Here is a 14,521-nt window from a genome sequence, read left to right as displayed (position 1 = left end):
TGTCGTTTTTTCGCGAGGTTTCGCGCGCGGGGCGGGGCAGACTGATCGGCGTGTACGAGGAGACCGAACGCTGTATCCGCGCGGTGCAGTCGAAGGACGACCGGTTCGACGGGTGGTTTTTCACCGCGGTGCTGACCACGGGGATTTACTGCCGGCCGAGCTGCCCAGTAGTGCCGCCCAAGGTCGAGAACATGCGCTTCTATCCGAGCGCGGCCGCCGCGCAGGCCGCCGGATTCCGCGCCTGCAAACGCTGCCGGCCCGACGCGTCGCCCGGTTCGCCGCTGTGGAACGAACGCGCCGACGTCGTGGCGCGCGCGATGCGCCTGATCGGCGACGGGGTCGTCGACCGCGAAGGCGTGCAGGGGCTGGCTACGCGACTGGGGTACAGCGTCCGGCAGATCGAACGCCAGGTGCGTGCCGAACTGGGCGCGGGCCCGCTCGCCCTAGCCAGGGCACAGCGCGCCGAGACCGCCCGGTTGCTGATCGAAACCACGACGATGCCGATGAGCGATATCGCGCACGCGGCGGGGTTTTCGAGTATCCGGACGTTCAACGAAACCGTGCGGGCAGTCTTCGCCCTGACGCCGAGCGAGTTGCGCTCCCGCGTCCGCGGCGGCAAACGGACCAAGTCGCAGGGAGTGCTGTCGGTGCGGCTCCCGTTCCGGCGGCCGCTGTGCCCGGACAACCTGTTCGGGCACCTGATCGCCACCGCGGTCCCGGGCGTCGAGGAATGGCGCGACGGCGCTTACCGCCGCACCCTGCGACTGCCGCACGGCCACGGCGTGGTGTCGCTTCGCCCTGAACCGGACCACGTCGCGTGCCGCCTGAGCCTGACCGACCTGCGCGACCTGGCCGCCGCGATCAGCCGGTGCCGCTGGCTTCTGGACCTGGACGCCGACCCGGTAGCCGTCGACGAACAACTCGCCACGGACCCGACCCTCGCCCCCCTGGTCGCCGCCGCGCCCGGCAGGCGCGTCCCGCGCACGACCGACTCAGCCGAGTTCGCCGTGCGAGCAGTGCTCGGCCAGCAGGTCTCGACCGCGGCCGCCCGTACGCATGCGGCGCGCCTGGTCCTGGCGCACGGCGCCCCGATCGAGGACCGGGAAGGCGGCCTGACGCACCTGTTCCCGTCGCCTGGGTCGCTGGCGGAACTGGACCCGGAAACGCTGGCCATGCCGAAGTCCCGCCGCGCGACCCTGCTGGGTCTCGTGTCAGCCCTGGTCTCCGGCGACGTCGACCTGACCGCAGGCGGCGATTGGGTCCACGCCCGCGCGCAACTGGCCGCGCTGCCCGGCTTCGGCCCGTGGACGGTGGAGAGCATCGCCATGCGCGCCCTCGGCGACCCGGACGCCTTCGTCGCGACCGACTTGGGCGTGAAGATCGCCGCCGAAACCCTAGGCCTGCCACCAAGTCCAGCCGCCTTGACCGCGCACGCCAGCCGGTGGCAGCCGTGGCGCGCGTACGCGGTCCAGCACCTCTGGGCGACCGGCGACCACCCGATCAACCGGATCCCCGCGGAGGAATCGGCATGACCGTGGTGCACACCGTCATCGACAGCCCCGAGGGCCCGCTGACCCTCATGGCCCGCGACGGCGGCCTGGCCGGCCTGTACATCGGCGACGAGCAGTACCGCCCGCCACGCGCCGCTTTCGGCGACCGGGACGACCGCCCGTTCGCCGCGGCGACTCGTCAGCTGAACGAGTATTTCGCCGGCGACCGGGTCGAGTTCGACCTTCCGTTAGCTTTCAGCGGCACTCCTTTCCAAGAGACGGTGTGGCGGGCACTCCTGCAGATCCCCTACGGCGAGACGACGACGTACCGAGAGCTGGCGGAGTCGATCGGCCGCCCGACGGCGTCCCGTGCGGTCGGCCTGGCGAACGGCCGGAACCCCATCGGCATCGTGGTGCCGTGCCACCGGGTGCTGGGCAGCAACGGATCGCTGACCGGCTACGCGGCTGGGGTGGAGTGCAAGCGGAGGTTGCTGGAGCTGGAGCGGGGTGGGCGGGCGGCTGCGGGGTGATGTGCGGTCGGGGCGGGCTGCCGGGGTGCAGCTTGGGTGGTGGGTTCGGCTGGGATTGGCTGGCTCGGGGCGGCACCGGATCGGCTTGGGTCAGAGCGGGGCTCGCTCGGTTCGGCGCGGGGCTGGCCGAGTCGGCGCAAGGCTCGCCCGCCCGCAGTTGCTTCCGCGACTGGCGACCAACCCGCAGGACAGAGCACAGCCCGCCAAAACCGCGCGCACCCAGCACAACTGGCAGCAGCTCCCGAGCCGAGGCCCGGCCGACGCGGGTCAGCGCTGGGCGAGCCAGCTTGGGACTGGTCCCCTAGCTGACGACCGACCCGCAGGGCACGGCTCGCCGAATCAGCGCGCACTCGGCGCAGCTTCCCGCCCGCCACCGAGCCGAGCCCCGACAGGCTCGGGGCGAGCCGGACCGGGTTACCTCGAGCCGGACCGGGTTACCTCGAGCCGGACCGGCTTACCTCGAGCCGAGCTCGCTTGAGCCTGGCCGAACAAGGCGGGGATGGCTCGGAGAGATCGAGCCGCCGCCTGATGTCGTCCCATCTGCGCGGTCACATTGCCCAGCTCGCCTGAAGGTCGGGCCCGGCTCGAGCACGGGCCCGCCCAGGTTGTCTCGTTCGCTCGCCGTCAGCCGCTCGGGCGGTGCGGTTCCGGCTCGTCTTGCGCCGTGCGGTTCGGTCGTTCCGCGATAGCCATCAGCTGAACCAGCCGTTCACCGTTCCAAAGTCCAGAGCGCCCGTCACCTCCCCATAAGTCCCCTGCTTCAGCACCTCGGCAGCCGCGTGGTGGGCCAGGGAGTAGGCCGCCTGGGCGATGGACGTTCCTACGCTCACCCGGCGCACGCCAGCGGCTGCCAGGTCTGACACCGGCGGTGCACCAGGGCCGGCCATGGCGCTCACCGGGACCGGGGAGGACTTTGCCAGTTCCGCCAGGACCTCCACGTCCACCAAGCCGGGGACGAAGATGCTGTCCGCTCCGGCGTCGGCATAGACGCGGGCTCGGGTCAGGACATCGTCGAAGCGGCCAGCGCGGTCGCCGATTCCGAAGAGGTACACGTCGGTGCGGGCGTTGATCCATAGCTCCGAAAGGCCAGCCGTCGCGGCGGCGGCTCGGGCTGCGGTGAAGCGTTCTGCCTGTTCATCGGGAGCGAAGAGGGTGGCGGTTCCAGCGCGGGAGTCTTCCAGGTTCACGCCTACGGCACCCGCCTCGACTACGCCTCGCACGGTTTCGGCGACGGCTGAAGGGGCCAGGCCGTAGCCGCCTTCTACGTCGGCGGTCACCGGTACTTCTACAGCGCTCGCGATTTGAGCGATCACCGACAACATTTCCGCGCGGGATAGCTGCTGACCGTCGCCTCGGGCCAGGGCCCAGGAGACGCCTCCGCTGGTGGTGGCGATCGCCGGGGCGCCGGCTCGTTCGATGGCGACTGCGCTGCCCGCGTCCCAGGCGTTCGGCAGCACCAGTACATCGGTGGCGTGTAGTTCGCGGAAGAGATTTGCCTTGTCTTGCAACGAGTTCATGTGGGTTCCTCCCCAGTGGCAAGCCCCGGCGGGGCAACTGCGGAGGAACGTATCAGCGGGCACCGACAAAAACCGGCGCGAAAGGATCAAGGGAGGTCGAAGCCGAGTTCGCGGGCGGCGTCGGCGGGGGTCGGCTGGGTCCAGCGGCGAGCGACTGCCTCGTGGGTGGACAGCGAGCGCGATTCAGCTCGGTCCAGGTACAGGATGCCGTGCAGATGGTCCGTCTCGTGCTGGACGATACGTGCTGGCCAGCCGGACAATTCCTCGTCCAGTGCCGCACCGGTTTCGTCGGTGCCGCGAAGCCGGATCCGCAAGGGGCGCGCGACGACGGCCTGCCATCCGCGCACGCTCAGGCAGCCCTCGAAGAACGCGGCGGTTTCGTCGCCCACTCGGGTGTATGCGGGGTTCACCAGCACCCGGAACGGCAGCGGGACGATCCCGCGGGTGGCGAGGGTGGATTCGGCGACGCCGGGACGTTCGCGGGCGCCGTCCTCGACGACCGCGATCCGGACGGACAGGCCGATCTGCGGCGCTGCGAGGCCGACGCCGGGCGCGGCATGCATGGTCTCCTTCATGCCCTCGATCAGCGCGGAAAGCAGTTCATCGCTCAGTTCTCCCTCGTACGGGCGGGCGGCGGCGCGCAGCACGGGGTCGCCTGCCTGCACGATCGGCCACGGCAACGGCTGGGCGAGCAGTTTCTCGACCTGTTCGGCAAGCACCGGCGAACCCCTCTCCAAGGGCAACGGGACAGCGGCATGATCGCACCCGCGCGGAGCACGACACTCGCCCGGGGATCAGGCAAGCTGGCAGCCGTGGCCTACGACGTGAACGCGATCCGCAAGCACTTCCCCGCGCTCGAGAACGGCGCCGCCCACTTCGACGGACCCGGCGGTTCCCAGGTCCCGGACGTGGTCGGCGAAGCAGTGTCCTCGACCCTCTGCGCCGCCATCGCGAACCGCGGCACCGTCACGGCGGCAGAGCGCCGCGCGGACGGCGTCGTGCGCGAAGCCCGGCAAGCTGTCGCGGACCTGCTCGGCGCACGTCCGGACGGCGTCGTGTTCGGGCGCAGCATGACGCAGGTGACCTACGACTTCTCCCGTACGCTCGCGAAGAGCTGGGGGCCGGGCGACGAGGTTGTGGTCACCCGGCTGGATCACGACGCCAACGTGCGGCCCTGGGTACAGGCTGCTGAAGCGCGCGGTGCGACTGTCCGCTGGGCGGACTTCGATCCCGAGACGGGCGAGTTGCCGACGTCATCGATCACGGAACTGCTCACTGATCGGACGCGGCTGGTCGCGGTGACCGCTGCCTCTAACCTGCTGGGCACGCGCCCGGACATCCCGGCGATTACCGAAGCGGTCCGCGAAGCAGGTGCGCTGAGTTACGTAGACGGCGTGCACCTGACGCCGCACGCGCTGGTCGACATCGCCGAACTGGGCGCGGACTTTTACGCCTGCTCGCCGTACAAGTTCCTCGGACCGCACCTAGGCCTTCTCGCGGCCGCACCGGATCTTCTGGAGACACTGCAGCCGGACAAGTTGCTGCCGTCGAGCAACGCGGTTCCGGAGCGTTTCGAGCTGGGTACGTTGCCGTACGAGCTCCTCGCGGGCGCTACTGCGGCTATCGACTTCCTCGCGGGGCTTGTGCCGAGTGAAGGCAGCCGTCGCGAACGTTTGCGTACGTCGCTGACGGCGCTTGAAGAGCACGAAGACGCACTGCTGCAGCGCTTGGAAGACGGGCTCGCGGCGCTGCCGCGCGTCGTTCGGTATGGCTCGCCGACGCGTCGCCGTACGCCGACAGTGTTGTTCTCAGTCACCGGATTGACGCCTCAGGCGGTGTACGAGCGTCTCGGCGCGCGCGGGATCAACGCACCTGCTTCGACGTTCTACGCCATCGAGTGCGCGCGGCACCTCGGTCTTGGCGACACTGGTGCCGTACGCGCTGGCATCGCGCCGTACACGACTGCGGCGGAAGTCGATCTGCTGCTCGCTGCTGTTGCGGAGCTGTGAATGAGCATCGAGACGACTGTCGACGGACAGGTCACCACCATCACCATCAACCGGCCGGAGAAGCGGAACGCACTCACGAAGGCGATGTACGTCGCCCTCGCGGACGCCTTCGACGCTGTCCGTACGCCGATCGCCGTACTGAGCGGCGCCGGCGGTGCGTTCACCGCGGGCAACGACCTCGGAGACTTTCTCGCGCACGAAGCCGGTGACCGCACGAAGACGCCCGCGCGGGTCTTCCAGGAGGCGCTGCTCGCGACGCAGGCAGTAGTCGTCGCATCCGTCGACGGTCCCGCTGTCGGCATCGGCGCGACCCTGCTGCTGCACTGCGACCTCGTCTACGCCACCGAACGCAGCTACCTGCAGTTCCCCTTCGTACCGTTGGGGCTGGTGCCGGAGTTCGGCAGCAGTTACGCACTGCCGCGCCGCGTCGGTCCGCAGCGTGCGACGGAGCTGCTGCTGTTCGGAGAACGCCTGTCTGCGGTCGAAGCAGCGCAACTCGGGTTGGTCAATGAAGTGCTCCCTGACGAGACAGCACTCGGTAAGCGCGTCTCGGAACGCGTCGCGACTCTCGCCGAACGGTCAGTACGCGCGGTGACGGCGACACGCGCGCTGCTGCACGACCGCACTGATGAGAGCGTCGAAGAGCGCATGGAGTCCGAGTCCAAGCACTTCGCTGAGCTGCTGCACGACCCGGACACTGTCGCCACGTTGCGCGCGAAGCTCGACAGGCGTTAGCGGCGGCGGCGCTTGTCCACCGCGGCGTCGAGGACTGGACCTAGCTCTTCGACAACGGTGTCGAGCGCCGTCACTGAGTGCTCGACCCGAGCCAGTACTAAGGCTCCTTCAAGCGCGCTGATCATCAACACGGCCAACGAAGCAGCGCGCGCCGCCGGTACGCCCATCTGCTGCAGCGCGGAAACGATGGGCTTCCGCCACTGCGCGAAGGCGTCGTTCGCGCGCTCACGCAACGGCTCGCTCGACGCCGCAGTGTCGGTGACTGTGGCTACTAACGGGCAGCCGTAGTCGTAGCCGATGTCGAGGAACTCCGCGCGCCAGTACTCGACAACCGCCGCGAAGAGCGCGGACGGCGTCGGGTCCGTCAGCGAGTCCATCGCGCGCGTCACGCGACGTGCGGCGTAGCGGCCCGCCCAGTCGATCGCTTCGCCAAACAGCTGTTCCTTACCGCCCGGGAAGTAGTGCTGAAGCGATCCCCGCGGCGCTTCGGCATGCGCCACCACCTCGCGCATTCCGGTGCCGCTCAAGCCCTGCGTACGCAGCAACTGCGCAGCGCTGAAGACCATCCGCTCGCGCGCCGGCCGTTCCGTCATCGAGCGTCTCCTCCGTGACTGTCAGCTCGTACTCGTTCTCGCCGCCGTACCCGGGCACGAAGCGGAACCCGCACGCCCGCAGCAATCCTTCCGCAGCGACGTTGCCCTCCTGCACGGTGGCGTGCAGCTTCCAGCCGCGCCACTGCTCCGCAGCCAGCCGGACCAAGCCGCGACCAATGCCGCGCCGCTGCCACCGGTCGGCGACGAGCAGCCCCAGTTCGACGCGGCGGCCGTCCTCCGGGACCGCGTTCAGCAGCCCGGCGGGCACGCCCGAAGCCTCAGCGACGAGGGCCGTCTCAACCAGGAGGAATCGCTGGTACCGGGACAGGACCGCGTCCGGCTCGATCGGGCCGCCGAGGGTGAACCGGCGGCTCAGCGATTCCGGCGAGCAGGCGCGGACGAGATCGGCCACGGAACCGGCGGTGGCCGGTCGCACGGCGGTCATGACAGTCGTCATAACCCGAGGGTGGCACACGGCCGCGGCTATGACAAGCGTCATGGGAGATGTCACGCTGCCGACACGACCACCGCGGCTCGCCGGTCCCGGGACCGGCGAGCCGCCACCGGTTTCGGGCAAGCAGAATTCACTTATCGTATCCGCGATACCCCATCGGCGGTAATTCCACCGATTAATCGGGGCTTGACCACGATGCGTGTCCACTGGGCCTCTTTGGGTGAAAACGGTTCCCGATACCTGCCGGGAACGCGTTTCTTCCTTATATTTTCCTGGACGCTCCGGCATGCGAGCAAAGGAGACACGGCCATGACCCAGTCGCTCGAGGTTCCGACGAAGGAATTCTGTCTCGACTGGACGATGGACGGGGCCAATGGCGGCAGGGTGCACTTCACCCTGTCCGGCCAGGTGAGCCTGTTGGACGGCAAGCGGTTCTACAAGGTCGACGGCGTGCTGTACATCGCGGACGGCAGCGCGTACTGCCGGGAGATCGGGAACCCGCGGCTGCACGTGCGGCGCAACGGCGTCGAGGAGACCGGACGGCAATGGGGCTGGGAAGCGATCAGTTCCCGCAAGAGCGCGAACCGGCTCTGCACAATGGACGGTTATTTCGTGCGCACGGGCTACTGGGCGCCCGCCGATCGCAGTATCCAACTCGGAATCGTCGCCGAACACGGGATCACCCGGCGTCGTTCGCACAGCCCGACGGCAACGATTCGACTGGTCGACTGAATGGTTCCCGGATATCGGGAGCGCTCCCTCGGTTCGCGCTTCGCAATGACCCGATTCCGGGTCGGACGACAGTGAACGTTTTCGCGAGCAGCCCGGGCAGGCACGTCAGCCCGGGCTGTCCGCGATGGAAACCCCTGGTTGCCCGCCGGCGAACTTCCGGCGCACAGTCGCGTCAGCCGTCGAGGCCGCAAGATCGCTTGCCCGCCAACGCGAACCGTGCGAATCAGACGATCCGGCGAGCGACCGCCGCGGCGAACCGCCGGTACCGCAACCCATCCGCGGCCGAACGCGGCGAAAGATCAATCCCGGCAACGCGTACCGGACCCGCGAGACATTGGCCTGGACCACTCGCCGCACGCCGCGAAACCGTGCCCGCGCGGCCGCAACCTCCGCTCGTCGTCACCCACACGGGTAAACCCCTGGGCTGGAGGTAAGCGAAAACACACCGGATCCCCAGGAAAAACATGAAAAACGTTGTGCGGGACACAGCGCTCGCGCGCGCGAAAGAGGACCATGAGAGGCATGCGGAACAGGACTCGGGCAGGCAGACCACCACACCCTGGTAAACGATTGCTCCGACGGCTCGGCGCCGTGCGCAACCCGCTCGTGCGACGGTCGGACCGGATCGAAGGCGTGCTCGCCGGGATCGTCACGCTGCTGGCGCTCATCGCGATTCCCTTCGCCATGATGATCGGCGGCGAGGACATCGCCGCGGAGACCGCCGCGTCGGACGCGCAGCTGCAGTCGCGGCACCAGGTGACCGCCACGGTGCTGACGACGGCCGCGCAGCCGGTCGCTTCCGTCGGCGACAGCGCGCCGATCGCCAACACCGCGCGCGTGAACGCGGTCTGGAAGCCGCCGCACGGCGTGCAGCGCACCGGCGTCATCACGGTCCCCGCAGCCTCCGCGACCGAGGGTTCGACCACCGACATCTGGCTGGACGACAGCGGCAAACAGACCACTGCCCCGCTGACGCACGCGGACGCGGTCACCAACGGCGTGCTCGTCGCGGCCTTCTGCTGGCTGTGCGCGGTCGGCGTGCTGGGCGGCGCGTTCTGGATCGCGCGGCGGGTGCTCGACCGCCGGCGCGCGGCGCGGTGGGCTGACGAATGGGCGCAGTTCGCCGGACCCGAAGCGGTTCGCTGACAGCTCTGCCTGCCACGTACTTGCCGGAGGTTCCGCACCGGAAGACCTCCGGCTCTAGTGCGGTCGGCTGCCGGACGGGCGCGATCCGCCAGTCCGGCGCCGACCGCTCATACCCTCCGTACGCAGGTTCGCTGCCCACCGGAGTTCCGCACAGCAAGTATCGGCGAGCCCGGCCGGCGGCGTAGTGCGCCGGGCCCGGAGGCAGTTCGCTGACACGTCTGCTGCCTCCGGACCCGGCCTCGGCGGACCGAGCGGGGCGACACCCCCAGCGTCGCCCCGGGCCGGTACTACGCCTGCCGCTCTGCCCGGATTATGTGGCGAGTTAGCCACCAGCTATCTCGTTGAGGCACAGTCTTGTGGAGCCCTCCGGCGATTGTCAACTGTGAGCTAATCTGAGATAGTCGCCTTAGCTGAGAGCAATCAGCTGCAACTGGAGGGGCGTAGCAGCATGTCCGAAGACACTCAGCCGGCGGAAGCCCGGCCCACCCTGGCCTCCAGACTCGACGACCTGTTCCGCACGGTGCGCCCGCAAGGGAGGCACTGGACGAACGCCGAGGTGGCAGCCGAACTGAAACGGGCCACCCCGGAGCTGAAGGTCGGCGCGGTATACCTCTCTCAGCTGCGCACGGGCAAACGGACCAATCCGTCTCAGGAGCTGCTGGCCGCACTGGCGAAATTCTTCGGCGTCTCGGTCGCGTACTTCTTCGACGACGAGGTCGCCGGGTCGGTGCTGTCGGAGCTGGCAGCCGTGGAGGCGATGCGTCAAGCAGGCGTCCGCGCGGTCGCCATGCGCGCCGCGGGCATGCGCGAGGAAAACCTCCAGGCGATCACCACGATCATGGACCAATACCGCAAGATGCAGGGGCTGCCCCCGGTCACGGACGAAGCGGCGCGGTGACCGGCACCCCGTCCGAAGCCCCGCAGCGGCGCGAGCAACTGCGGCGGATGCGCGACGAAGGCGCCCAGCGAATCGCCGAACTCGACCTTCCGCCGAAGTACGACCTGGCCACCCTCTGCGCCCGCCTGGGCGAGATCCGCGAACGGCCGATCACCCTCGTGCCGCTGCCGATGCCGGCGTCGCACCCGTGCGGCATGTGGGTGGCCGCGCGGGGCGAGGACCTGATCTTCTTCGACGCCAACACCACCGGGGCGCACCAGGAGCACATCATCTTGCACGAGCTGGGTCACATCATCTGCTGTCATCGCGGCTCGGGTCTCCTTGACGACGAGAGCGCCCGCTCGCTGTTCCCCAACCTGGACCCGGACATCGTCCGGGACATGCTGATGCGCGCCACCTACGACGACGCGCAAGAACAGGAAGCGGAGATCATCGCCTTCCTGCTCTCGGAACGCATGGGCACCCCGTCGAAACCCATCGCCGAAACCCCCAAAGCAGGGGAAAAACCGATGGACCGAATCGAACGCTCGCTCCTCTAGCACCACCGCGCCTGAGGGCCACCCTTCACCGCCCACCCCACCGCCCGCCGGGACGCGCCCCAATGTGGCATTGGGTGCATGCGACGCACCCAATGTGGCGTTCGGTGCATCTGACGCACCCAATGCCACATTGGGGCGCTAGCCCCGCCCACCGCGCAACCGCAGCCGCAGCCGCAGCACCCAACCAGCGACGCACCCGGCGGCGAACCGCAGCCGATGCACCCACCCGCGGAGGCGCCCACCTGCGGAGGCGCCCACACCGCCCCCAACCCCGATCCGACGCCTCTCTGCGGGCGGCGGGTGCTGGTCAAAGCATCTTTCCCGCCTTGACCAGCACCCGCCGCCCGTCAGCACAATCAACCTTCGGGGTGGTGGCCCAAACCCGAGCGCAATGTCGCCCGCCAGGGCGACGAGCCGCCCCGCCTACCGCAACAACCCCAACTCGGCCCCCGCAACCCCTACCGCATACCGCAACTGATCCACCCGATGCTCGCTGGTGATGAAGAACCTCAACCGAGCCAGCTCCTCATCCACCGCCGGATACAGAATCGGATCCACCACCACCCCCCTCTCGTACAACGCGGTAGCCAGCCTCAGCGCGACATCCGAACTCCCCACCACGCAAGGCACGATCGGCGTCCCCCCAGCCGACCCAGTCGGCAACCCCGCATCAGCAGCCAACTCCAAAAACACCCGGGAATTCTCCCGCAACCGCAACAACCGCTCCGGCTCCGCCCGCAAAACCCTCAACGCCGCAAGCGAAGCCGCCGCATTGGCCGGAGTAATCCCCACGCTGTAAACAAACCCAGGCAACGAATACCGCAACCACCGCACCGTCCGAGCCGACCCGGCCAGATATCCTCCGCACCCGGCGAGCGACTTCGACAGCGTCCCCATCCAGAGATCAACCCCGGACCGATCCACCGCGAAGTGGTCGCCGATCCCGGCCCCGCGCGGCCCGATCGTCCCGATGCTGTGCGCCTCGTCCACCATCAGCAACGCCCCATAGCGCCGCTTGAGTTCGATCAACGCAGGCAGATCGGCGATATCCCCATCCATGCTGTAAACGCCTTCAACCACAATCAGCACCCGCCGGAACCGCGACCGCGACCGACGCAGCACGTCCTCCAGTCGTGCCATATCGTTGTGCGGAAACGGTTGCCGCGTAGCACCGGAAAGCGCACAGCCCTGCAGAATGCTGTCGTGCGCCAGCGAATCGTGCACGATCAAGTCCCCGGGGCCGACCAGATGGCCGATCGCACCGACATTCGTCGCGTGCCCGCTCACCAGCACGAGACTGTCCTCGACTCCCAGGAACGCGGCGAGTTCCGTCTCCAGGTCGCGAGACAAATCCCGGTCCCCGGCAAGCAATCGGCTGCCGGACACGGAAGTCCCGTACCGCTCGACAGCATCGTGCACCGCCGCGGTCACCGCGGGATGCCCGGCCAGCCCAAGATAGTTGTAGCTGGAGAAGGACAGGTACTCGCGCCCGGACACTGACGTCGTAGCGTCCATCCGCCCCTGATGCTTGCGGAAGTACGGGTTGGGCACCCCGAGATCGTCGAACTCCTTCAGCCGCGCCTCGATCGCCGCGGCCTCGGGAAACTCCTCGATCGCCGCGCTGGCCGGATCCCACGCCGGAGCCGGAGCGGGCGAAACCGGAGCGGCAGGAATCAAATCCATTGCCGGAGCGAGCATCCCGGCCACCGCCCCCACCGTCAGCGCCGCCGACTGTTCAATCTCCACTGGCGCACCCGGGAACCGCTTCCGCAGCCGCCCTTCCAACTCGGTGAGCATCAGCGAATCGAACCCGAGGTCGTCCACAAGCAACTGCCCGGCGTACAACTCGCTGGCCGGAAACGCCGTCGTCCGCGCGACTTCTTCGAGCACGACCGCCAACACATCCCGCGCGGAGGTCGTCTCCTCCGGCTCTTCAACCGGTGCCGCGGCAGCCCCGAGCGGCTCCAGCGTCTGCGCCTTGACGAGTTTCGCGTCGTCGACCACCCAGTGCCGGCGCGGGCTGAGCGGGCTCGGCGGCAGCGTGCAGCGCGGCAGGCCGTCCGCCACTGGCCGCAATCCTGATCCGGTCACCGCGCGCGGAGCCAGTTCGGCCGGCGGACCGTCCTCGACCGGCTCCTCCCCCGGTGACACGACACCAGCGAACACGCCCGGCACAAGCTCGCCGCCTTGCCCGGATTCGAGCGCGACCGACGCGGCGACGAGCTTGGCAACCGCGTCGGCGACGTCGTCCGCGGCCACCGCGAGCCGCTCCGGGAAGAGCGTCCGGCGGGCGAGCGTGCCCGCGACGGCGGCCAGCGGCGGGTTCTCGCTGCCGAGCGCCTCGGCCACCTCGCGGGCGTGCCTGGCCAGCCCGGCCCGGTCCCGTGCGGTGAGCAGCAACAGCCGCGGCGTCTCGGCGGGCGGCGTTTCCTGTTCCGCTTCCTCGACGACCACGTGCACGTTCGAACCGCCGAAGCCGAACGCGCTCACTCCGGCCCGGCGCGGTCCGTCGCTGTCCCACGGCGTGACCTGGCCCGCCACCTGAAGCCCGGCGTCCCGCAACGGCAGGTGATCAGCCGGTTCGAAATCCGGCTGCGGCAGAATTTGTCCCTTGTGGACGGACAAAATGGACTTGATCAGCCCGGCGATTCCCGCGGTGCCAAGGGAATGCCCGACGACCGACTTCGCCGCACCGAGATAGGCCGGGTTCTCCGCGCCGCGCCGCAGCTCGGTCAGCGCGCTGATCTCCACGTCGTCGCCGACCGAGGTCGCGGTGCCGTGCGCCTCGAGGAAACCGACCGACGCCGGGTCGACGCCCGCGTCCCGGTAGGCCCGCCGCAACGCCAGCAACTGGCCGGACTCCTGCGGCATCATGCCGCCCTTGACCGTGCCGTCGTTGGACAGCCCGACGCCGCGGATCACCGCGTACACCCGGTCGCCCGCCGCCCGTGCGTCCGCGAGCGGGCGCAGCACCAGGACGCCGGCTCCTTCGCCGAGCACGAAGCCGTCCGCCCGGCGGTCGAACGGACGGCATTCGCCGGTGCGCGAGATCGCGCCGATCCGGCACAGGCCCACGAACAGGTCCGGAGCCAGGACCAGCTGTGCGCCGCCGGCGACAGCGATCCGGCAGCGGCCCGCCCGCAGCGCGAACACCGCGTTCGCCACCGCGGTCAGGCCGCCGGAGCAGGCGGAATCGAGCGCGTAGCTCTCTCCGTGCAGGTCGAAGACGTTGCTGATCGAACTCGGCCCCATGTTGAGCAGCAGCCCGGCCATCGCGGTGGCGTGCAGGCCGCTGACCGCGGACGCCGCCTCGGCCATCGCCGGATCTCCCGCCCGGCCGAATTCGCCGCCGATCAGCTGCTTCAGCCGCAGGTGCAGCGTGCTCATGTCGCGGTAACCGCTGTCGCTGAGCGACATGATCACCGACGTCTCGTCGCGGTCGAAACCCTCGGCTTCCCATCCCGCGTCCTGCAGCGCTTCGCGGGTCAGGTCGACCAGCAGCCGGTGCTGCGGGTCGAGCGATTTGGCCCGTCGCGGCGGGATCTTGTAGTGCCCGGCGTCGAAGTCGCCGACGTCCTCGAGCAGCGCCATGCGGTCGGAGTAGACCGCGCCGCTGTCCCGGAAATCGTCATTGTAGAACGCTTCGCGCCGCCACCGCGAATCCGGCACCCGCCGAAACTGCGGTTTGGGCTCGCTCAGCAGATCCCAGTACTCGTTGACGTTGCGCGCTCCCGGAAAACGGCATCCCATTCCGACAACGGCGATGTCCTGGCTATTTTCGGATTCTTCCCACCCAGATCTTGCAGACCCCATGGCATGACTTCCTCGTGCCGATCCCCACCCAGTCGACACCGAGATTGCCCGTTCTTACCCAGTTT

At 69.0% G+C, this 14,521-nt stretch carries 13 protein-coding genes; 8 read left to right on the top strand and 5 right to left on the bottom strand.

Annotated elements, in window-relative coordinates:
• Positions 1–50: 50 nt before the first annotated feature.
• Both H4281_RS13320 and H4281_RS13315 read left to right on the top strand, forming a co-directional pair.
• Positions 51–1,532: an AlkA N-terminal domain-containing protein gene (locus H4281_RS13320; protein WP_182891192.1), complete on the top strand. Its 1,482-nt coding sequence runs from the start codon at positions 51–53 to the stop codon at positions 1,530–1,532.
• On the top strand, positions 1,529–2,020 hold the full coding sequence (locus H4281_RS13315) for a methylated-DNA--[protein]-cysteine S-methyltransferase (protein ID WP_182891191.1): 492 nt from the start codon (positions 1,529–1,531) through the stop codon (positions 2,018–2,020). Before H4281_RS13320 ends, H4281_RS13315 begins: the two co-directional genes overlap by 4 nt.
• Before the next feature lie 692 nt (positions 2,021–2,712).
• Here the strand turns inward: H4281_RS13315 and H4281_RS13310 are convergent.
• Positions 2,713–3,537 carry an isocitrate lyase/PEP mutase family protein gene (locus H4281_RS13310; RefSeq protein WP_182891190.1) on the bottom strand — a complete coding sequence of 275 codons (825 nt, stop codon included), beginning with the start codon at positions 3,535–3,537 and terminating at the stop codon, positions 2,713–2,715.
• An 86-nt stretch (positions 3,538–3,623) separates the two neighbouring features.
• The gene (locus tag H4281_RS13305) at positions 3,624–4,256 is read right to left on the bottom strand and encodes a peptide deformylase (protein ID WP_237596966.1); all 633 of its coding nucleotides are present in this window, start codon (positions 4,254–4,256) and stop codon (positions 3,624–3,626) included.
• Between the two features lie 93 nt (positions 4,257–4,349).
• On the opposite strand from H4281_RS13305, the gene H4281_RS13300 reads away from it, so the two are divergent.
• Both H4281_RS13300 and H4281_RS13295 read left to right on the top strand, forming a co-directional pair.
• Positions 4,350–5,546: a cysteine desulfurase-like protein gene (locus tag H4281_RS13300; RefSeq protein ID WP_182891541.1), complete on the top strand. Its 1,197-nt coding sequence runs from the start codon at positions 4,350–4,352 to the stop codon at positions 5,544–5,546.
• A complete protein-coding gene (locus tag H4281_RS13295; protein WP_182891188.1) occupies positions 5,547–6,281 on the top strand; it encodes an enoyl-CoA hydratase-related protein in 735 nt (244 codons plus the stop codon).
• Here H4281_RS13295 and H4281_RS13290 read toward each other — a convergent pair.
• Both H4281_RS13290 and H4281_RS45540 read right to left on the bottom strand, forming a co-directional pair.
• Entirely contained in the window at positions 6,278–6,826 is a 549-nt protein-coding gene (locus tag H4281_RS13290) for a TetR/AcrR family transcriptional regulator (protein WP_446680387.1), read from the bottom strand. The two genes, H4281_RS13295 and H4281_RS13290, sit on opposite strands and share 4 nt — an antisense overlap.
• A complete protein-coding gene (locus H4281_RS45540) occupies positions 6,726–7,319 on the bottom strand; it encodes a GNAT family N-acetyltransferase (protein WP_246411762.1) in 594 nt (197 codons plus the stop codon). Before H4281_RS45540 ends, H4281_RS13290 begins: the two co-directional genes overlap by 101 nt.
• Before the next feature lie 318 nt (positions 7,320–7,637).
• Here H4281_RS45540 and H4281_RS13285 point away from each other — a divergent pair, with 318 nt between their 5' ends.
• The 4 genes from H4281_RS13285 (at position 7,638) to H4281_RS13270 (ending at position 10,643) form a co-directional block, all read left to right on the top strand.
• A complete protein-coding gene (locus tag H4281_RS13285) occupies positions 7,638–8,060 on the top strand; it encodes a hypothetical protein (protein WP_116198529.1) in 423 nt (140 codons plus the stop codon).
• A 591-nt stretch (positions 8,061–8,651) separates the two neighbouring features.
• Positions 8,652–9,206 (top strand): Rv1733c family protein, encoded by a 555-nt coding sequence (locus tag H4281_RS13280; protein WP_237596969.1) that lies wholly within the window; start codon positions 8,652–8,654, stop codon positions 9,204–9,206.
• A 448-nt stretch (positions 9,207–9,654) separates the two neighbouring features.
• Positions 9,655–10,104: a helix-turn-helix domain-containing protein gene (locus H4281_RS13275; protein ID WP_182891185.1), complete on the top strand. Its 450-nt coding sequence runs from the start codon at positions 9,655–9,657 to the stop codon at positions 10,102–10,104.
• Entirely contained in the window at positions 10,101–10,643 is a 543-nt protein-coding gene (locus tag H4281_RS13270; RefSeq protein ID WP_037810612.1) for a toxin, read from the top strand. The genes H4281_RS13275 and H4281_RS13270 overlap by 4 nt, the downstream gene beginning before the upstream one ends.
• 423 nt (positions 10,644–11,066) lie before the next feature.
• On the opposite strand, the gene H4281_RS13265 is transcribed toward H4281_RS13270, so the two are convergent.
• Positions 11,067–14,456, bottom strand: coding sequence for an aminotransferase class I/II-fold pyridoxal phosphate-dependent enzyme (locus tag H4281_RS13265; RefSeq protein WP_182891184.1), 3,390 nt, complete (start codon positions 14,454–14,456; stop codon positions 11,067–11,069).
• Between the last annotated feature and the right edge of the window lie 65 nt (positions 14,457–14,521).

It is taken from the genome of Amycolatopsis dendrobii, from assembly GCF_014145675.1.
GTDB classification, from domain to species: Bacteria; Actinomycetota; Actinomycetes; order Mycobacteriales; family Pseudonocardiaceae; genus Amycolatopsis; species Amycolatopsis dendrobii.
The sequence above is the reverse complement of the archived record's forward strand: the minus strand, read 5'-3'. Positions and strand labels throughout refer to the sequence as shown.

What these genes read in the sequence shown, in the direction of transcription:
- H4281_RS45540 (WP_246411762.1), bottom strand. Translation starts at nt 7,319, where the DNA reads ATGACCGCCGTGCGACCGGCCACCGCCGGTTCCGTGGCCGATCTCGTC.
- H4281_RS13275 (WP_182891185.1), top strand. Translation starts at nt 9,655, where the DNA reads ATGTCCGAAGACACTCAGCCGGCGGAAGCCCGGCCCACCCTGGCCTCC.
- H4281_RS13315 (WP_182891191.1), top strand. Translation starts at nt 1,529, where the DNA reads ATGACCGTGGTGCACACCGTCATCGACAGCCCCGAGGGCCCGCTGACC.
- H4281_RS13285 (WP_116198529.1), top strand. Translation starts at nt 7,638, where the DNA reads ATGACCCAGTCGCTCGAGGTTCCGACGAAGGAATTCTGTCTCGACTGG.
- H4281_RS13310 (WP_182891190.1), bottom strand. Translation starts at nt 3,537, where the DNA reads ATGAACTCGTTGCAAGACAAGGCAAATCTCTTCCGCGAACTACACGCC.
- H4281_RS13295 (WP_182891188.1), top strand. Translation starts at nt 5,547, where the DNA reads ATGAGCATCGAGACGACTGTCGACGGACAGGTCACCACCATCACCATC.
- H4281_RS13265 (WP_182891184.1), bottom strand. Translation starts at nt 14,456, where the DNA reads ATGGGGTCTGCAAGATCTGGGTGGGAAGAATCCGAAAATAGCCAGGAC.